The sequence below is a fragment of the Paenarthrobacter sp. JL.01a genome (genome assembly GCF_025452095.1).
Classification (GTDB): domain Bacteria; phylum Actinomycetota; class Actinomycetes; order Actinomycetales; family Micrococcaceae; genus Arthrobacter.
This window is the reverse complement of the sequence record NZ_CP104877.1, coordinates 2,963,131-2,982,747: the sequence shown is the minus strand read 5'-3', so window position 1 is coordinate 2,982,747 and position 19,617 is coordinate 2,963,131. Positions and strand designations below refer to the sequence as shown.

The following is a 19,617-nucleotide window of genomic DNA, read 5'->3' as shown; positions in this document are numbered from 1 at the left end:
GGCACGGGGCAAACTTGAACCATGAGCCACACTTCTGTCGAATCTGTCACTAAAACTGCTGAAACCGAAGAGCAGTTCTTTACGCTCTGGACTGTTTTCAAGCGCTCTGCCGACGTCCTGCGCAGCGGCGATGCTGCCCAGGAATTCGAAGCCCTGGTAGAAAAGCTCGCTGCTGACGGAGTGGTCCTGCGCGGCAGCTACGATGTCTCGGCGATGCGCTCCGACGCCGACATCATGGTGTGGCTCCATGGGGCCAAGCCGGAGGACCTGCAGGCAGCGGTCCGCTCCATCCGCCGAAGCAAGCTCTTCGCCGGAACCGAAATCGTCTGGTCCGCCATGGGTGTGCACCGCGAAGCGGAGTTCGCCAAGAGCCACGTCCCGGCTTACGCCCGCGGGGTTGAACCCAGCACCTGGCTCTGTGTCTACCCCTTCGTCCGCTCCTACGAGTGGTACATCCTGCCCGCTGAAGAGCGTGGCGCCATGCTCCGCGAGCACGGCATGCTGGGCCGGGAGTTCCCGCAGGTCATCTCCAACACCGTCTCCTCCTTCGCATTGGGCGACTGGGAATGGATCCTGGGCCTTGAGGCTCCCGAGCTCGTGGACCTGGTGGATCTCATGCGCCACCTCCGCGCCACCGACGCCCGCAACCACGTCCGTGAAGAAATTCCCTTCTACACCGGCCGCCGGGTCACCGCAGCCGAGATTGCCGAGGTCCTCGCGTGAGCGCACCGATCGTCTCCACCGAACTGAACGAAGTGACCGAACGTGGCCGCCAGGCGCCCCAAAACTACGATGCCGTGCTCCTGGCGTCCTTCGGTGGTCCTGAAGGCCAGGAAGACGTCATTCCGTTCCTGCGCAACGTCACCCGTGGCCGTGGAATCCCGGACGAACGCCTCGAAGAGGTCTCGCACCACTACCGCGCTTTTGGCGGCATCAGCCCCATCAACCAGCAGAACCGTGAACTGAAGGCCGCGATCGAGGCCGAACTTGCCACGCGCGGCATCGACCTGCCGGTCCTGTGGGGCAACCGCAACTGGGACCCTTACATCGCGCCGGTCCTCCAGGACGCTTACGACGCCGGCCACCGCCGCATCCTGATGCTCACCACCAGCATCTACTCCTGCTACTCCAGCTGCCGCCAGTACCGCGAGGACATCGGCATCGCGCTGACCGAAACCGGTTTGGACGGCAAGCTCCAGGTGGACAAGATCCGCCAGTACTTCGACCACCCGGGCGTGGTCCAGCCGTTCCTCGAGGGAACTGCCGCCGGCCTGGAAGAGATCCGGGCCAAGCTTGCAGCTGCAGGCGAAGCTGACCCGGACTCCAAGATCCGGGTCCTGTTCGCCACGCACTCCATCCCGACGCGGGACGCTGAAGCCGCGGGCCGTTCGGAAGACGAGCCCCGCGAATTCGCCGAAGGCTCCGCCTATGCAGCCCAGCACCTTGCCAACGCGCAGGCCATCATGGACGTCGTGGCGCCGAACGTCGCGTGGGACCTTGTGTACCAGTCGCGCTCGGGTGCTCCGCACATTCCGTGGCTCGAACCGGACATCAACGACCACCTTGAAGAAATCGCCCCGCAGGGTGTTCGCGGTGTGGTCATTGTTCCCCTTGGCTTCGTCAGCGACCACATGGAAGTTGCCTGGGACCTCGACACCGAGGCACTGGAGACCTGCAAGAACCTCGACATTGCAGCAACCCGCGTCCCGACGCCGGGCACGCACGCGGCTTTTGTTGCCGGACTCGTGGACCTCATCTGTGAGCGGACTGTCGATAACAACATCGCAGACCGTCCCCACGTCACGGACCTCGGCCCTTGGTACGACGTCTGCCGCCCGAACTGCTGCGAGAACTTCCGGGGCGCCAAGCCCGTCATTGCCGAAGTTGGAACCACCGTGGGAACCCGCCACGATGCCTACCCCGCCTCGGAGGCAGCCAAGTGACAGTCCGCATCGGAACCCGGGCGAGCAAGCTTGCCCTGACGCAGACCCAGCAAACAGCAGACAAGCTGGCTGCGGTGGGTGGCTTCCCGGTGGAGCTGGTGCACATCAAGACCGAGGGCGACGTCAAAACCGGGTCCCTCTCCCAAATGGGCGGAACCGGTGTGTTTGTTGCCGCGCTCAGGGATGCGTTGCTGGCGGAGAACTGCGATGTCGCTGTGCACTCGCTTAAGGACCTCCCCACGGGTTCAGCGCTTGGACTCTCCATCGCCGCCACCCCCACCCGTGTGGACGTCCGGGACGTTCTGTGCGCGCGAGAGGGCATGACGCTGGCCCAGCTGCCCGCGGGCGCCAAAGTCGGCACCGGTTCACCCCGGCGTGCGGCGCAACTCCGTGCGGCCCGCCCGGACATCGAGGTACTGGATATCCGCGGCAACGTCGATACCCGCCTCGGCCGTGTCCCCGGGCTTCCCGGAAACGCGACCGACGAGGTTGTCCCCGGCAAGTCGTGCGACCTCGACGCCGTGGTGCTTGCCGCGGCCGGCTTGGAACGGATCGACCGTCTGGATTCCGTCAGCGAGTTCTTCGGCACCGACGTGATGCTGCCGGCGCCGGGACAGGGAGCTTTGGCCATTGAGTGCCGTACCGAGGACGCGCCCGCGCAGGGTTCGACCGGCGAGGGCTCCCACGGCGTGCTGGCACAGGCGCTTGCAGCACTGAACGACGACGACACGCGCCTTGCCGTGACGGCTGAACGTGCGGTGCTGGCCCGGCTTGAGGCCGGATGCGCGGCTCCCGTGGGTGCCTACGCTTTCCGCAAGGGCAGCATGTTGCACCTGGAGGCCGTAGTGTGCGCAGTGGATGGGACCAAGACGGTCCGCGAGAAGAAAGCCACCGACGGATTGACCGAAGTGGGAGCCACGCTGCTGGGCATCGAAGTTGCCGAACTTCTGCTGGCCGCGGGCGCCGCGGAGATCGCGGACCTTGCAGCGTCCTGAGCAAGCGGATGCCGGGCATGCCACTGCCCGGCACGCCAGGTCCGGGCAAGCCAGGACACGCTTGGCCGGTCGGCGGATCCTGATCACCAGGAGCGCCGACCGGGCCCGTCCGCTGGCAAGCCTCCTCAGCGGTTTGGGGGCCGAGCCTCTGGTCCTGCCCTTGATCGATTTCGAAAGGGCGCAGGACCAGCCCGCCCTTGATGCAGGACTGGACAGGCTCTTCGCAGGGGACTTTGACTGGCTGGTCATCAGCAGCATCACCACCGTAAGGGTCCTGGTGGAGAAAGCCGCCGAACGCGGCGTCCCCCTGCCCGACCTGCTGTCCGCCGGAACCAAAGTGGCCACCATTGGAGCATCCTCGCGCCATGTCCTGGAATCCCTTGGCTTCAGCGTTGACTTGGTTCCATCCGGCGCCCAGTCCGCTGAAGGCTTGGTGGAGGTCTGGGAGCAAGCACCTTCGCGGGTGTTCCTGCCGCAGGCCGATATCGCAGCACCCGGCCTGAGGGACGGTTTGTCTACAAAGGGTGCCGACGTGACCGCAGTCGTTGCCTATCACACTGTCGATTACCCGGCCCGTGAGGAAATGCGCCTCGGCGCCCGGTTGCCTGCCGCCGTCGTCAATTCCGGGGACGGGACTCCATCGGTCCTTGACCCCGCCGAGGCCCGGAAGGCGTTCGACGCCGGGACCATGGACGCCGTGGTGGCCGCCTCACCCAGTGCCGCACGGCGGCTGGCGGCCATCTTCCCGACGCTGGGCGGGAGCCGCTTCATCGCGATCGGACGTCCGACGGCGGCTGAAGCTTCCCGGCTCGGCATCACCGTGGCAGCGACCGCCAAAGAACCAACACCGGACGGCATTGTGGCCGCCCTGGAATCTGTTTTCGCCAACGAAGGGAATCCGCAATGAGCTTTCCGAACCATCGTCCCCGCCGCTTGCGCACCACTCCCGCCATGCGCAGGCTCACTGCTGAGAACAGGTTGGCTCCCGCCGACCTGATCCTCCCGGCCTTCATCCGTGAGGGCCTCACGGAGCCAAGTCCCATCAGTTCCATGCCCGGCGTCGTCCAGCACACCACCGACTCTTTGAAGCGGGCAGCCGCCGAAGCCGTCGGGCTTGGCGTGGGCGGCATCATGCTGTTCGGTGTGCCTGCGGTCCGCGATGCCCGGGGCACTGCGTCCCTTGACCCGGACGGCGTCCTGAACAAAGCCATCCGGGACGTCAAAGCCGAAGTTGGGGACGACCTTGTCATCATGGGCGACGTTTGCCTCGACGAGTTCACCGATCACGGGCACTGCGGAGTGCTGGACGCCGAGGGCTACGTCGACAACGACGCAACTTTGGAGATCTACGCCCAAATGGCTGTGGCGCAGGCCGATGCGGGTGCCCATGTGCTGGGGCCATCGGGCATGATGGACGGGCAGATTGCCGTCATCCGCCAGGCCCTGGAGGAATCCGGCCACAAGAACACCGCAGTCCTGGCGTACGCCGCCAAGTACGCTTCAGCGTTCTACGGCCCGTTCCGCGAGGCTGTCGATTCGCAGCTCAAGGGTGACCGGCGCACCTACCAGATGGATGCCGCCAACCGCCGCGAAGCCATCCTCGAGGTTGAACTCGACCTCGAAGAAGGTGCGGACATGGTGATGGTCAAGCCGGCCATGAGCTACCTCGACATCCTGGCCGATGTAGCTGCCATGAGCCCTGTCCCGGTCTCGGCCTACCAAATCTCGGGTGAGTACGCCATGATCGAAGCAGCTGCCGCCAATGGTTGGATCGACCGGCGCGGTGCCATCACCGAATCGGTGCTCGGGATCAAGCGTGCCGGAGCCGATACCGTCCTGACCTATTGGGCCTCCGAACTGGCAGGCTGGCTGAAGGAGTCCTGATGACATCCGTTCCCTCCGATCCCACGGCACCCGTTCCCGCCGACCAGATCCTCCTCGGGCTGAACACCTTCGGTGATGCCGGGCTCGACGCCGAGGGGAACCCCAAGGAGCACGCGCAAGTCCTGCGTGAGCTGCTGGAGGAAGCGAAGCTGGCCGACGCCGTCGGAATCCATGCGTTTGGCGTAGGAGAGCACCACCGCCGCGACTTTGCGGTTTCCGCGCCCGAGGTCTTCCTGGCGGCGGCGGCAGCCGTGACCTCGCGGATCCGGCTTGGCTCGGCTGTGACTGTCTTGAGTTCCGATGATCCAATCCGTGTGTTCCAGCGGTTCGCCACCGTTGACGCGATCTCCAATGGCCGGGCTGAAGTGATGCTCGGGCGGGGATCGTTCATCGAGTCCTTCCCGCTGTTCGGCCTGGACCTGGCGGACTACGAGGTCCTCTTTGAAGAGAAGCTGGAACTCTTTGACAAGGTGCGGGCGCAAATGCCGGTGCATTGGGAGGGACGCACACGGCCGAACGTCAGCGGCCTGCAGGTATATCCGAAACTCCAGCACCATCTGCTTCCGGCCTGGATCGGAGTGGGCGGAACACCGGAATCGGTGCTGCGCTGCGCTGAATACGGCTATCCCATCATCTTCGCGATCATCGGGGGAGAGCCACGGCGCTTTGCCCCCTTGGTCAACCTATACCGCGAAGCGATGGCCAAGTACGGTCACCCGATGCGCCCGATTGCAACGCACTCTCCCGGATTCATCGCCGACACCGACGAAGCTGCCCGCGAGGAACTTTTCCCGCACTGGCTTGAACAACGCAACAGGATCGGTGCCGAGCGTGGCTGGGGACCGGGCAACCGCGGCGAATTCGATGCCATGTGCGGTCCTGAAGGTGCCCTCTACGTAGGTTCGCCCGAGACCGTTGCGCAGAAGATCGCGCTGCTGAAGCGGAACCTTGGAGTGGACCGCTTTGACCTCAAGTACAGCAACGGCACGTTGCCCCACCAATCCATGATGCGTTGCATCGAGCTTTACGGCACCGAGGTGGCTCCGCGGGTTGCCAAACTGCTGGCTTCGGCCTGACGCCCCTCGCTACTGCCAGGCGGCAGGCCCGCCCTGGAAACACTGAAAGAATAGGTACCATGACGTCAAACACCCCTGTGTCCGATCAGCTTTTCGACCGCGCACGGTCCCTGATGCCCGGCGGCGTGAACTCGCCGGTGCGCGCCTTCGGTTCCGTGGGCGGAAACCCGAAATTCATGGTCTCCGCCAAGGGCGCCTACCTCACCGACGCTGACGGCCAGGAATACGTGGACCTTGTGTGTTCATGGGGGCCGGCGCTCCTCGGCCACGCGCACCCGGCCGTGCTCGATGCCGTGCACGCAGCCGTTGACCGGGGCCTTTCCTTCGGCGCCTCCACCCCTGATGAAGCAAACCTTGCGGAGATCGTCAAGGAACGCGTCTCCGCCGTCGAACGCCTGCGGATGGTCTCCACCGGTACTGAAGCGACCATGACGGCTGTGCGCTTGGCCCGCGGATACACCGGCCGGAACCTGATTATCAAATTCGCCGGCTGCTACCACGGCCACCTGGACGGATTGCTTGCCGCTGCAGGCTCCGGCGTCGCCACCTTGGCGTTGCCCGGATCGGCAGGGGTTACGGAAGCTACCGCGGCCGAGACTTTGGTGCTGCCCTACAACGACCTCGACGCCGTTGAGGCCGCCTTCGCTGCCCACGGCAAGAACATCGCTGCCGTCATCACCGAAGCAGCCCCTGCCAACATGGGCGTCGTCACCCCGGGGGAGGGCTTCAACGCCGGACTGTCCCGCATCACCAAGGAACACGGTGCCCTCCTGATCCTCGACGAGGTCCTGACCGGATTCCGCACCGGCTATGCGGGCTACTGGGGCCTGACTGGCCGCCAGGAAGGCTGGGCTCCGGACCTGCTCACCTTCGGCAAAGTCATCGGCGGCGGAATGCCGACGGCGGCACTTGGCGGCCGCGCCGACGTCATGGACTACCTTGCTCCTGTTGGTCCCGTCTACCAGGCAGGTACGCTGTCCGGGAACCCGGTGGCCATGGCTGCCGGCGTCGCGACGCTGAGCCACGCAACGCCCGACGTTTACGCCTACGTGGATGCCCGTTCGCTGGAGCTCTCCGCAGCCCTGTCCTCCGCCCTTGATGCCGAAGGCGTGGACCACTCCATCCAGCGGGCAGGGAACCTGTTCTCGGTTGCCTTCGGGACATCCGCCAACGGCGTCCACAATTACGACGACGCCCAGGGCCAGGAAAGCTTCCGCTACGCACCGTTCTTCCACTCCATGCTGGATTCCGGTGTCTACCTTCCGCCGTCTGTCTTCGAGGCCTGGTTCCTGTCCGCAGCCCACGACGACGCTGCCATGAACCGCATCATCGAGGCCCTCCCGGCTGCCGCCAAGGCCGCGGCTTCGGCCTAGCGTATTGTCTTCTGCCCAGGACGGCGACACTGCCCGGTGTCGCTGTCCTGGGCATTGTTGTCTTTGACCAGGGTAGGCTCGTAGGTGGAAACCCAACCCCCAACGAACACACGGTTTACCATGCGCAAGTCCAACACCATTGCATCCCTCAGCGTGAGCATCGCCGCCGCTGGAGCCTTGATCGCCATGGCGTCAGGGTGTTCTGCCGGGACGGCATCCGGCGGCCCGTCCTCTGCGGAAGGAACATCGCCGGCAGCGTCGCCGTCGCAGCCCACTGCGTCCGCCGCGCCTGCGAGCACCCCTCCTTCCGCTACCGCGCCTTCGACACCTTCGGTACCTGCACCTGCACCCGCCTCCTCCAATGCGTCCGCGGCCGGGCAACAGCTCGCCGCCCTGAGTCTTGAGCAGCGCGTTGGGCAGCTGTTCATGGTGGCGGCAAAAGCGACCGGCGCCGAGCCGGCCACCATGGAGGCGCTGAAGAAGTACCACATCGGAAATGTGTATCTCAGCGGCCGAAGCAAGGCGGGAACGACTACTACTGCCACGGTTGTTTCGTCGTTGACCGGGACGGTTTCGCCTGCCACAACCGGTGGTGTGCCGCTGTTCGTCGCCACAGACCAGGAAGGAGGACTTGTCCAGGTTCTCTCCGGACCTGGGTTCTCCACGATCCCCGCCGCGCTGGTCCAGGCATCATCCGGAGCTGCCAAACTCCGTTCGGACGCCGCCGTTTGGGGCAAGGAACTCCGCAGCGTCGGCGTAAACGTCAACCTTGCGCCGGTGCTTGATACTGTGACCAGTCCGCAGTTTGCGCCTTCCAACGGCCCCATCGGCCACTTCCAACGTGAGTACGGCTTTGCACCCGATACGGTCTCGGAACTTGGGAATGCCTTCGCCGCAGGGATGAAGGATGCCGGCGTGGCCCCGGTGGTCAAGCACTTCCCCGGGTTGGGGCGCGTGGTGCCCAACACCGATGTCACCAGTCACGTGCGCGATACCGCCACCACCCGGACGGATCCCGCACTGGAGCCCTTCAAAGCGGCCATCACGTCGGGGGCTCAGTGGGTCATGGTCTCCAATGCCTACTACGACAAAATCGATCCGGCCAACATTGCCCCCTTTTCCCCCGCGATCATGGACACCATGCTGAGGGGAGATGCCGGATTCACCGGCATTATCCTCTCCGATGACGTCTGCAGCGCCGCACAATTGGAGGCGTGGTCCGATGCCGACCGTGCAGTGAACTTCTTCACTGCCGGGGGAACCATGCTGGTCTGCGCTGATGCCACCAGTATTCCCGCGATGCACCAGGCAGTGGTGAAGAAGGCCTTGGCAGATCCGGTCTTCCGTGCCAAGGTCGATGCCGCGGCCCTCACGGTGCTGCGGGTCAAGAACGGACAGTAGACGCGAGAAAGCCCCGCCTCCCACGGTGGCCATTCACATGGCCGTCCTGGAAGGGCGGGGCTTCTTTGCAGCCTTGGACCGCGTCCGCATGAGGCCCGGTACTGCCTAGAGAACGTCCGAGAGGAAGCCCTGAAGGCGTTCCGTCTGCGGGTTGGTGAACAGCTGCTCCGGGGGACCGGATTCAACCACCACGCCTGCGTCCATGAAGGTCACGACGTCTGAGACGTTGCGGGAGAAGCCCATTTCGTGGGTTACCACCACCATGGTCATGCCGCCCTGGGCAAGATCGGTCATGAGGGCGAGAACGCCCTTGACCAGTTCAGGGTCCAGGGCCGAGGTTGCTTCATCGAAGAACATGACCTCGGGCTTCATGGCCAGCGCCCGGGCGATGGCGACACGTTGCTGCTGCCCTCCGGAGAGGTTTGCCGGACGCGAATCGGCCTTGTGCTTCAGGCCCACCAGGTCGAGCTGCGCCAAGGCCTCTTCGCGGGCTTGATCCTTGGACATGCCGCGGAGCTTGCGCAACGCCAAAGAAATGTTGTCGGCCACGGTCTTGTGTGGGAACAGGTTGAACTGCTGGAACACCATGCCGATGCGGCGGCGGAGTTCGTCAGGGTTGTCCTTCAGGACGGACTTGCCGTCGAGCAGGATGTCGCCCTGGTCCGGTTCGATGAGCCGGTTCATCACGCGCAGAAGGGTCGACTTGCCCGAGCCCGAGGGACCGATGACCGATGCCGTGGTGCCCTTTTCGACGTGCAGGTCGATGCCGCGCAACACATGGTTGCTGCCAAACGACAAGTGGATGTTCTTGGCGGTCAGCGAACCTGAAGCGAATTCACTCATGCCTGGGCTCCTTTTCCTACCACTGCTGCTGCTTCATCCGGTTCCTTCTTCTCAGGGCGGCCGGCGCGCATGCGGGCGTCAATGAAGTTCACGAAGTGCGTGAGCGGGATCGTCATTGCCAGGTAGAAGATGGCTGCTGCGACGTACGGTGACAGGTTGCCGCTGTTGGCCGCTGCGTCCTTGCCGATCTGGAAGATTTCGCGCTCAGTCGCCAGCAGGCCGAGCATGAAGACCAGGGATGATTCCTTGATCAATGCAATGAACTGGTTGACCAAGGCCGGCAGCACACGGCGGATGCCCTGGGGCACCACTACGAGCCGCATGGACGAGGCATAGCTGAACCCCAGCGCGCGGGTGGCCTCGAGCTGGCCCTTGTCCACGCTCTGGATACCGGACCGGAAGATCTCGCCAATGTATGCACCGGACATCAAGGACAGCGCTGCGATGGCCATGGGGTACGGACTCGTGGAGCCCGTGAGTTCACGAATGATCGGGCCGAAACCGAAACCGATCACCAGGATGGTCAGCACGGGAGGGAGCCCGCGGAGAATGTCCGTGTAGATTCGGGCTACCCACCGTGCTGCCGCGTTCCGGGAAATCCCCATCAGGGCAAGCAGCATGCCGAGGGCGGTCCCAATGATGCCGGAGACCACAGCCAGGACGATCGTGTTGGGCAGGCCGACCGCGAACATCTTGGGGATGACTTGGCCCATCGCCTCCCAGTCAAAGAAGGTATCGGCTAATTGATTGAGGATATCCATGGAACGCCTTGGTTACTTGGCCGGGAGCTGGACGGCCTTGCTGCCCGGCTTCCACCCCTGGGGAGTCTGCTCGGCAGCCGTCGGACGGTCCTTGTACCACTCGGCGGTGAGCTTGGCCCACGTGCCGTCAGCGATGACAGCGTCCAGACCGGAGTTCAGGGCGTCGATCAGCGGCTTGTTGTCCTTGTTCACGGCGTAGGCGGTGAAGTTCTGGGTGTTGACAACCTTCTCGGCGATCTTGGTGTTGTCGCCTTCCTTGACCTGGCCTTCGGCCTGCTGGGACGGGGCAACCCAAGCGTCGATCTGGCCGTTCTTTACGTTGCCGTAGACGGTGTTGTAATCGGGGAAACGTACCGGCTCAATCTTGAGGGTGTTCGACATGTAGTCATCCTGGACCGTACCCTGGACGACGCCGATGCGGAGGCCTTCCTTGATGTCGCCGAAGCCAGTGATCTTGGAATCGCTCTTGGTCACTACGGCCATGTAGCCGAAGTCGTAGCCGTTGGTGAAGCCAACCGTCTTGCGACGGGCGTCGGTGGTGGAGATCGAGGAGGATCCGACGTCGAACTGCTTGTTGCCCACCTGGGACAGCAACGCGGAGAAATCAGTGGAAGCGAACTCGACCTTGAGGCCCAGCTTGTCACCGATGGCGCGCAGGAGCTCGTTGTCGTAGCCGGTGAACTTGCCGGAAGGATCGATGAAGATGTTCGGCGGGGCATCGGACAGGGTGCCGACGCGGATTGTGCCGTCGGTGATGAGGCCCAGCTTGGACTTGTCGATCTTGTCCAGGGGAGTGACGTCAGCGGTGGTGAAGCTGTCCAGCGACTTCTGGTCGCTTCCGGCGAGTGCGTCAGTGGGTGTTCCGCTGGGCTGGGAGCTTCCTCCGCCGCAGGCTGCCAGGGAAATCACCAAGGCTGCGGCCACAGGGGCAACAGACAGCCACTTAGGGGCTTTGAATTTCATGAAGAAATCACTTTCATCGGGTCACGGAGACGTTTCGCGGTGGGCGGGGAAACGGCAGCACTACAACGGTTGGCTGTCCTAGCAGACTTCAACCCGCCAAACTTAATTATGTCACCAGCCCATTGGCTCCCGGTGAATCGAATAAACGGTTGCTCACACTCGATTTTTCCGAAGTATCTTCCCCTGAAAGGCATTCATTGGGTGCAGGGTTCCGGCGGTCGCGTCTGTGATGGAATCCCCGCCTGAAGGCGCGGACAATCGGAGTTCCCGAAAATCTTGTGACTTGCGTCGCAGCAATTCCTTACCAGATGAGACCTAGAAGCCGCCGCGGCTCGCGTCGACGGGAGGAAGTACCGGCCATTCACCTTCGATGACGGCGGTGGGCTTGCTGCGGCGCAAATACTGCTGGAAATCGGCAGCCTGGGACGCCGCCCAGTCTACTTGGAGCTGGTGGAGCGTGGAGGCGGGCATCTGGAGCTTGGGGAACTTGCCTGCCATGGCATCGAGGACCCGGAGTGTGGCAAGGGCATCCGCGGCAGAGGTATGTGCGTTGGTCAGATCGACGCCGTACTCCTCGCACAGGGCAGTCAGTGTCCGCTTGCCCTTGCGGTACCGGTCCACCTGCTTGTTCATGACGTACGGATCCAGGACGGGGAAGCGGCTCAGCTGCGGAATGCCATAGCGGGCGGATTCAGCGGCCAAGACGGTGAAATCGTAACTGGCGTTGAAAGCGATAACCGGAGTTCCGGCGTCGAACAGTTCCTGCAGTACCCCGGCGACCTCGCCGGTGACTTCCGCCGCCGGCCGGCCTTCAGCCCTCGCCTTTTCCGTGGTGACTCCGTGTACTTCGCTGGCTTCGGCGGGGATCTCCACGCCCGGATCCGCCAACCATTCGTGCTCCGCGATGAGTTCCCCCCGGGCGTCCACCACGGTGATGGAAGCGGTGACGATCCGGGCGGAGCGGGAGTTCTTCCCGGTGGTCTCAAGGTCGAATGCGGCGCGGGAGAGGGTGTTCCAGGAGCTCATGCTTTTCACGCTACCGGCTGGCTCCGACACTATTGGGTACGACACTCCTGCCGTTAGGCTGAACACATGCGGATGGAGTACGTGACGGCGGTCCTGGCTGTCGTAGACCTCGTTCCGCCAGGTTCAGCGGTGTCCTACGGCGACATCGCCGAGCTCCTCGGTTCAGGCGGACCCCGGCAGGTTGGCGCCGTCATGAGTCACTACGGAAGTGCCGTTGCGTGGTGGCGCGTCCTGCGCGCAAGCGGTGAAGCACCTGCTGGCCATGAGGCCGACGCGCTGCGGCACTATCTGGAAGAAGCCACTGCGCTGCATGGTGCGTACCAGGCCTTCATGCTGACCGGCGAAGGCCGCTGGCGCGTGGACCTTGCCCTGGCCCGGTGGGCCCCCACGGACGACGATTTTGACCGACTTGATGTGATCTCCGACCAGTTGGAGCGTCAACTCCATATATTGTCGGTGCCCGATGATGAAATGACTGTGTGACCGCGACTCCTGCAAAAATACGCCAAGCATCCGCAGCCCTTCGGCTGCTGCCGCCGCGCGAAACCCATTACGCGGCCCCGATCCTCTCGCCCGACCAGGACGCTGTGGTCTCGCTGCCCCAGGGGAGCGGACCTATCCTCGTTCCCGGAGGCCCGGGAACCGGCAAATCCACCGTCCTCGTGGAGTCTGCTGTCCGCCGTGTCCGCGATGGCCTGAACCCTGAACAAATACTCATTCTTGCCCCGGGGCGCCACGCCGCGGCGGCCTTGCGGGACACCTTTACGGGTCGCTTGGACCGCAGCCTCAGTACGACGCCGGCCCGCACCTGGGCGTCGTACGCTTTCGATATCATCCGGCGCGCCAAAGCCGAAGGTGTCCTGCCGCTCGCGCGGCCGCCGAAACTGCTGTCCGGACCGGAGCAGGACCTCATCATCAAGGAGCTCCTGGAGGGCCACGCCCGTCCGGGCTTCCAGTTGCCATGGCCGGAGGACCTTGCCGCAGCCCTTCCCACGCGCGGTTTCCGCCATGAGATCCGCCAGCTGTTCGACCGCATCATCGAATCCGGACGCACAGCCGACGACCTCGTCGGCTTGGCCTACGAATGCGGCAGGCCCGACTGGATGGCTGCTGCCGAACTCTACAGCGAGTACAGGGACGTTCTTGACCTGCGCATGCCGGAGGCTTTCGACCCCGCCGGGATCATCACCACGGCGCGGCAGATATTCCAGGAGTCACCGGCTTTCCTGGCGGAAGAACGTAAACGCATCCAACTGTTCCTGGTGGACGACGCCCAGGAATCCAATCCGGCGGTTTTCGAACTCCTGGCCGACGTGGCTGAAGGCAAGGACGCCGTGGTGACCTACTCGCCGGATACGGTCGTCCAGGGTTTCCGTGGCGCACGGCCGGATCTTGTAGCGGAGTTGCCGTCCCTGCTGGGTGGTCCGGAGCGCGTGGTCCTGGAACGTCCCTTGTCCGTTACGCACCGCCACGCTCCTGCAATCGCTGAGGCCTGGACCCGGGTGGCGGCACGCATCTCCCAGCGTTCGGGAGGACAGCTGGCCCGGCAAATGGAACAACCTGCCCACTGCGGTGATTCCAGCCCGACACCGGTGGCCCGCGGCCGGGTGGAAGGCCATGTGCTGCCCTCCGCCGTCCATGAAATGCGCTATGTCGCCCAGCGGATCCTTGAAGCCCAGTTGCGGGAAGGCCGTGGTTTCAGCGACATCGCGGTGATCGTCCGCAATGGCGGGCAGATCTCGCAGCTGCAGCGTTACCTCGGCGGGCAGGGCATACCAGTGCGTGTTCCCGTGGCAGACTCTGCGGTTCGCGACGAAGTCGCCGTGCGTCCCCTCCTTGAGGCGTTTGCCGTCGTGCTGGATCCGGCAAAGCTGACTCCCGAGACCGCTGTCTCCCTCCTGACCTCACGCATCGGCGGGGCCACCGCCATCGAGCTGCGACGCCTCCGGCAGTCGCTCCGGCGAGAGGAACTGCTCGGTGGTGGCGGCCGGTCCAGTGACTCACTGCTGGTCGAGGCGCTGCTGGAACCCGGGGCATTGGCCTCACTGGGAATAGAGGGGAGCGCGGCGCGCAGGCTTGCCCGCATGATTGCGGCCGGCACCGCAGCGGCCGCGGAGCCCGGGGCCAACGCCGAGTCCGTCCTCTGGGCGTTGTGGCAGGCAACGGGTTTGTCCTCGCGATGGGCAGAAGCAGCTTTGGAAGGCGGTGCCGGCGGGGCCCGCGCTGATCGGGACCTTGATGCCATGATGGCGCTGTTCCACACCGCAGAGCGGTACGTGGACCAGCTCCCTGGCTCCGGTCCCGAGCAGTTCCTGGACTATCTGTTGAACCAGGAGCTGCCCATGGACACGTTGGCAGCCCGCGCGCAGCTTGAGGACTGCGTGGAAATCATGACGCCGGCCAGCGCTGCCGGACGGGAATGGCCGGTGGTAATTGTCGCTGGCCTGCAGGAAGGCGTCTGGCCAAATACCCGCCTGCGCGGTGAACTGCTGGGCAGCACTGTGTACGCGGACGCGGTGGAACACGGCGTGGAGTATGCCTTGGGCCGGGGGCCGCTCAGCAGGCTCCGGGACATTCGCTACGACGAACTCCGGAGTTTCTCCACTGCGGTATCCCGCGCACACGAAGTCCTGGTCTGCACTGCTGTTTCCTCCGAGGATGAGCAACCGTCTGCGTTCCTCGACTACGTGGCTCCCTTGGACCAGGGGGAGTACAAGCGCGGCTATACCCCCGTGGACCGCCCCATGACGCTGCGCGCCCTGGTGGCTGAACTCCGTCAGCATGTCCAGTTGGATGATTCTTCGGGCCAGGATCTCCAAACCACCGAAGAGGCTGCGAGGATTCTGGCCAGGCTTGCCAGTACGGAGCCTCCGGTGCCGGGGGCAAACCCGGATACGTGGTGGGGACTGGCGCCCCTGAGTTCCACCGAGCCAGTGGTGCCGCCCGGAGGTACAGTGTCGGTTTCACCATCCAAGGTCGAGGCCGTGCACAAATCCCCGCTGGACTGGTTTGTCCAGGCCGCCGGGGGTGAGGCCGCCACAGACTTCGCCCGAAGCCTGGGCACGTTGGTCCACAGCATCGCACAGGACCTGCCTGAAGCCTCGGGTGCAGAGTACGTGGCCGAGCTGGTCCGCCGCTGGCCCACGTTGGGCATGAAAGACAATTGGGAGGGGAAGCTGGACTACCAGCGGGCTGAGTTGATGGTCCGAAAGCTGGCCCAGTATGTCATCATCATGCGCAGCGAGGGTAGGAGCCTGTTGGCGGTTGAGCACGACTTCGACGTCGAGCTTCCCGATGTTCACCTGGAAACAGGCGCCGGAGATGCTGATTCCGAATCTCCCCGGCGCCATGCCGTCCTGCGCGGACAGGTTGACCGCTTGGAGATCGACTCTGAGGGAAGACTGGTTATTGTCGATCTCAAAACCGGCAAGAGGCAACCCGGCAAGGCGGAGGTCGCCAACCATCCCCAGTTGGGGGCCTACCAGGCCGCGGTTTTGAAGGGGGCGTTCCAGGATGCCTTGCCCGCTCGGCAAGACGCAGGCGATGAGCCCGTCGCAGCCCCTGTCCCTGGCGGTGCGGTGTTGGCCCAGCTCGGAACCAAGACCAAGAGTCCTGCCGTTCAGCAGCAGGATCCTTTGGACCCGGAGGACAACTGGGCCGAAGGCCTCGTCAATGAGGCTGCCGTATTGATGGCCGGGGCAACGTTCGAAGCAAGGCACGACCCCGGCAAGGGAAGCCACGGCGGGCATGGTTGCCGGCTGCCGGACATTTGCCCGCTGTGCGCCCGAGGAAAGCAGGTCACCGAATGAGTACCGAAGTTCTTGACGGATTTGGAGGCCTTTCTTCGTCGGTCGTTGCGGCGGATCTGCCGGAACCCCGCTTCAGTCCTTCGGAACTGGCGGGCATCCTGGGCGAGAAAAACCGTCCTACCGCCGAACAGTCCGACATCATTGCTTCTCCTTTGACGCCGCGCCTGGTCATTGCGGGGGCTGGTTCGGGCAAGACTGCCACGATGGCCGACCGGGTGGTGTGGCTTGTGGCCAACGGCTGGGTTCGCCCGGAAGAAGTGCTGGGCGTAACGTTCACGCGCAAGGCCGCAGGAGAGCTGGCCAGCCGCATCCGGAGCAAGCTTGCAACGCTGCAGCGCGTGGCCGCGGAGGACGACGGCAGTATTGGATTCCCGGAGGGACTGCTTGGTGCCGATGACCTGGAGCCCAGGGTGTCCACCTACCATTCCTACGCCAGCGGAATCGTGTCCGACTACGGGCTGCGGTTGGGGATCGAGCGCGACGTCGTATTGCTGGGCGGCGCGCAGTCCTGGCAGTTGGCCAGCGAGGTGGTGGAGGCCTACGACGGCGATTACGAGCACTTCACCGCGGCCAAGTCCACGCTGGTCAACGGCGTCATCCAGCTGGCAGGGGAGTGCGCCGAACATCTCCAGGACCCAGCGTTGGTCCGTGAATGGGTACTTGAACGCGTCCAGGGCTTTGAACAGCTTCCCTATGCGGCGGGCGCCAAGAAGAATCCCACGCAGGCCGTGGGAGATCTGGCCGCCATGCTTCGGACGCGCGCCAGCGTGGCGGACATGGTGGTCCGCTACCAGGAAGCCAAGCGCCAGCGCGGTGTCCTGGACTTCGGGGACCTTGTTGCCTTGGCTGCCCGGATTGCGCGGGACATTCCCTTGGCTGCTGCCACCGAACGCGCCCGCTACAAGGTTGTGCTTCTGGACGAGTTCCAGGACACCTCCCATGCCCAGCTGGTTCTGTTTTCCAGGCTTTTCGGCCAAGGCCACGCTGTCACCGCCGTCGGCGACCCGAACCAATCCATTTACGGATTCCGCGGTGCCTCCGCCGGGCAACTCTTCCATTTCGTGCAGGAGTTCCCGGTTGTCCACGCAGACGGCGGACAGGGTCTGGCCTCTTATTCGGTGGCCCCTACCTCGTACCTGACCACAGCGTGGCGGAACGGGCGAAACATCCTCCAGGCTGCCAACACCATCGCGGCACCCTTGAACAAAGCAGCTGCGATCGACGGGGCGCCGGGGGAGAAGGGGGACCCGGGGAACGTCGCCGTCCCGCCGTTGGTACCCAGCCCGGCCGCTGTGGACGGCAGTGTGGTGATTGGCCGTTTCGGAACGGACGAGGGCGAAGCCGCAGCGATCGTCCGGGATGTCCGGCGATACCAGCGGACAGTGTTCGAGGAAGAACAAGACGGCACTCCCGTGAAGCCAACCATGGCCGTTCTATGCCGCCGAAGGGCTCAGATGGAGTGTCTCCGGCGGGAATTCGAACTGCAGGGAATCGCTTACGAGATCGTCGGGCTCGGTGGTTTGCTGGACACACCCGAGGTGGTGGACCTCGTGGCTACCCTGCGGGTGCTGGCCGATCCGGGACGCTCCGATGCCCTGATGAGGTTGCTCGCCGGCGCGCGCTGGCGGATCGGGCCGGCGGACCTGATGGCCTTCAGCGACTGGTCGAGGTTCCTGGCGCGCCGACGGACGGCTCCGGACTCTCAGGGCGAAGCGCTCGACGCCAACGAAGAGCCGTCAGCCGTCGTGGTCGAAAGCGACATCACCGATGCCGCGAGTTTGGTTGAGGCCCTGGACTACCTGCCGAAGCCGGGCTGGACGTCCGGGCACGGCCGGAGCCTCAGCCACACCGCACTGCAGCGGCTGAACAGTTTGGCCGCAGAGCTGCGTTCTCTCCGGAGCTTTATCGGAGACGACCTCACTACGCTGCTGGGTGAGGTGGAGCGGGCCATGCTGCTTGACATTGAAGTCGCTGCCAAGCCGGGGATCAGCATCCATCAGGCGCGTCGCAACCTGGATGCCTTCCAGGACGCTGCTGCAGGATTCCTTCAAACTTCCCAGCGGATTGATCTTCTTGCGTTCCTGTCCTGGCTTGAGGCGGCAGCATCGGAGGAAGGCGGCCTGGACATCGCCCCGGCGGAAACCAACCGCGAGGCCGTGCAATTGCTGACCGTGCACGCGTCCAAAGGCCTCGAATGGGACGTTGTCTTCGTGCCCGGACTCAATGATGGCTCCTTCCCCAGCAACAGGGATTCCCGATGGAGCACCGGGGCCGCCGCACTGCCGTGGCCCCTGCGGGGAGACCGCGCCGATCTCCCACAATGGGATCTGGACCAGCCTGACCAGAAGGGCTGGCTGGACGCGGAGAAGGAATTCAAATCAGAGGTCCAGCACCACGGTGAAGCGGAGGAACGCCGGCTCGCCTACGTTGCCTACACCCGGGCCAAGTTCGTTCTGTGGACCTCGAGCGCGGCTTGGAATGGCTCCCGCTCGGGTATGGCCGGGATGTCTCCGTTCCTGTCGGAGTTGGCGCCTCTTGTGGACGCTGGCCAGCACCTCGAAGGACACGGTCTTGGCCTGCCCGGCGCCGTGGTGCACCCGGAATCCGTGGCTGAGGAATCCCTACCCGATACCAGCCCTCTCACGGCAGTCCTGGAGGTGGCCCAATTTCCCTACGACCCCCTTGACGGGCCTTCGGACCCCCGGACCGGAACGCGTCTGAGGCTGGCACCTGGTCGTCGCGAGGCGATGGACAGGGCTGCAGCAATGGTCCGTAGCTACATGGAAGATCCCGGGCTTCAAACGCTGTCTTCCTCCCAAGAGCCCTCCTCCCTGAACGGTACAGCCGGGCGATGGTCACAAGAGGCCGAACTGCTGCTGGAACGGCAACGGCTGCGGAAAAACATCCACGACGTCCACTTGCCAAGCCATATCTCCGCATCGCTTTTCGTTGATCTCGGAGACAACCCGGCCGCTGTCCTGTCCCAACTCCGCAGGCCCGTTCCGAGGGAACCTGGGATCTCCGCGCGGAAGGGTACGGCGTTCCACGCTTGGGTGGAGGAGTACTTCGGTACCACCGGGATGCTGGACCTTGACGAAGCACCTGGCTCGGACTCCCACATTGACGAGGCCTACGGCCTGGACGACATGGTGGCCGCGTTCAAGCAATCCGAGTGGGCCCAGCGCGCCCCGGCTTTCGTCGAAGTGCCGGTGGAGACCCGTATTGGCGATGTCGTGGTCCGCGGCCGGATAGATGCGGTGTTCCGCGACGCCGATGGCCGATGGCAGCTTATTGACTGGAAGACAGGGCGCCGTCCCGCCGGCAGGCAATTGGCAATCCGGGCAGTGCAGCTCGCCGTTTACCGGTTGGCGTGGTCACGGCTGAAGGACGTGCCCCTCGATGACGTCAGTGCAGCGTTCTACTACGTAGCGGAGGATGCTGTGGTTCGCCCGCACGATCTAGGCACCGCCGAGGACCTGGAGAGGATCGTTGCCACCGCCCTGAAGGACGGCTGATGGCTTAGACGTTAACGGGCGACGGATG

The 19,617-nt window shown here is 64.3% G+C and carries 15 protein-coding genes; 11 read left to right on the top strand and 4 right to left on the bottom strand.

Going from position 1 to position 19,617, the window contains the following annotated elements:
• Positions 1–21: 21 nt before the first annotated feature.
• From hemQ to N5P29_RS13920, 8 genes are all read left to right on the top strand, one after another.
• Positions 22–723: a hydrogen peroxide-dependent heme synthase gene (gene hemQ / locus N5P29_RS13955; protein WP_144659734.1), complete on the top strand. Its 702-nt coding sequence runs from the start codon at positions 22–24 to the stop codon at positions 721–723.
• Positions 720–1,943, top strand: coding sequence for a ferrochelatase (locus tag N5P29_RS13950; protein ID WP_262275483.1), 1,224 nt, complete (start codon positions 720–722; stop codon positions 1,941–1,943). The genes hemQ and N5P29_RS13950 overlap by 4 nt, the downstream gene beginning before the upstream one ends.
• The gene (hemC, locus tag N5P29_RS13945; protein WP_262275482.1) at positions 1,940–2,938 is read left to right on the top strand and encodes a hydroxymethylbilane synthase; all 999 of its coding nucleotides are present in this window, start codon (positions 1,940–1,942) and stop codon (positions 2,936–2,938) included. The genes N5P29_RS13950 and hemC overlap by 4 nt, the downstream gene beginning before the upstream one ends.
• A gap of 61 nt (positions 2,939–2,999) precedes the next feature.
• Positions 3,000–3,845, top strand: a complete 846-nt coding sequence (locus N5P29_RS13940; RefSeq protein WP_410007924.1) for a uroporphyrinogen-III synthase — start codon at positions 3,000–3,002, stop codon at positions 3,843–3,845.
• Positions 3,842–4,822, top strand: a complete 981-nt coding sequence (gene hemB / locus N5P29_RS13935) for a porphobilinogen synthase (RefSeq protein WP_262275480.1) — start codon at positions 3,842–3,844, stop codon at positions 4,820–4,822. Before N5P29_RS13940 ends, hemB begins: the two co-directional genes overlap by 4 nt.
• Positions 4,822–5,898: an LLM class flavin-dependent oxidoreductase gene (locus tag N5P29_RS13930; protein ID WP_262275479.1), complete on the top strand. Its 1,077-nt coding sequence runs from the start codon at positions 4,822–4,824 to the stop codon at positions 5,896–5,898. Before hemB ends, N5P29_RS13930 begins: the two co-directional genes overlap by 1 nt.
• A gap of 59 nt (positions 5,899–5,957) precedes the next feature.
• On the top strand, positions 5,958–7,271 hold the full coding sequence (hemL, locus tag N5P29_RS13925; RefSeq protein WP_262275478.1) for a glutamate-1-semialdehyde 2,1-aminomutase: 1,314 nt from the start codon (positions 5,958–5,960) through the stop codon (positions 7,269–7,271).
• Between the two features lie 120 nt (positions 7,272–7,391).
• A complete protein-coding gene (locus N5P29_RS13920; protein WP_262275477.1) occupies positions 7,392–8,672 on the top strand; it encodes a glycoside hydrolase family 3 N-terminal domain-containing protein in 1,281 nt (426 codons plus the stop codon).
• A 105-nt stretch (positions 8,673–8,777) separates the two neighbouring features.
• On the opposite strand, the gene N5P29_RS13915 is transcribed toward N5P29_RS13920, so the two are convergent.
• From N5P29_RS13915 to N5P29_RS13900, 4 genes are all read right to left on the bottom strand, one after another.
• The gene (locus N5P29_RS13915; protein WP_262275476.1) at positions 8,778–9,515 is read right to left on the bottom strand and encodes an amino acid ABC transporter ATP-binding protein; all 738 of its coding nucleotides are present in this window, start codon (positions 9,513–9,515) and stop codon (positions 8,778–8,780) included.
• Positions 9,512–10,276: an amino acid ABC transporter permease gene (locus tag N5P29_RS13910; RefSeq protein ID WP_262275475.1), complete on the bottom strand. Its 765-nt coding sequence runs from the start codon at positions 10,274–10,276 to the stop codon at positions 9,512–9,514. The genes N5P29_RS13915 and N5P29_RS13910 overlap by 4 nt, the downstream gene beginning before the upstream one ends.
• Positions 10,277–10,288: 12 nt before the next feature.
• Entirely contained in the window at positions 10,289–11,239 is a 951-nt protein-coding gene (locus tag N5P29_RS13905) for an ABC transporter substrate-binding protein (RefSeq protein WP_262275474.1), read from the bottom strand.
• A 315-nt stretch (positions 11,240–11,554) separates the two neighbouring features.
• Positions 11,555–12,265, bottom strand: a complete 711-nt coding sequence (locus tag N5P29_RS13900; protein ID WP_262275473.1) for a 3'-5' exonuclease — start codon at positions 12,263–12,265, stop codon at positions 11,555–11,557.
• A gap of 66 nt (positions 12,266–12,331) precedes the next feature.
• Here N5P29_RS13900 and N5P29_RS13895 point away from each other — a divergent pair, with 66 nt between their 5' ends.
• The 3 genes from N5P29_RS13895 to N5P29_RS13885 are packed head-to-tail and all read left to right on the top strand — an operon-like array spanning position 12,332 to position 19,589.
• Positions 12,332–12,748: an MGMT family protein gene (locus N5P29_RS13895; RefSeq protein ID WP_262275472.1), complete on the top strand. Its 417-nt coding sequence runs from the start codon at positions 12,332–12,334 to the stop codon at positions 12,746–12,748.
• Entirely contained in the window at positions 12,745–16,074 is a 3,330-nt protein-coding gene (locus N5P29_RS13890) for an ATP-dependent helicase (RefSeq protein WP_262275471.1), read from the top strand. The genes N5P29_RS13895 and N5P29_RS13890 overlap by 4 nt, the downstream gene beginning before the upstream one ends.
• Positions 16,071–19,589, top strand: a complete 3,519-nt coding sequence (locus N5P29_RS13885) for an ATP-dependent helicase (protein ID WP_262275470.1) — start codon at positions 16,071–16,073, stop codon at positions 19,587–19,589. The genes N5P29_RS13890 and N5P29_RS13885 overlap by 4 nt, the downstream gene beginning before the upstream one ends.
• Positions 19,590–19,617: the final 28 nt, after the last annotated feature.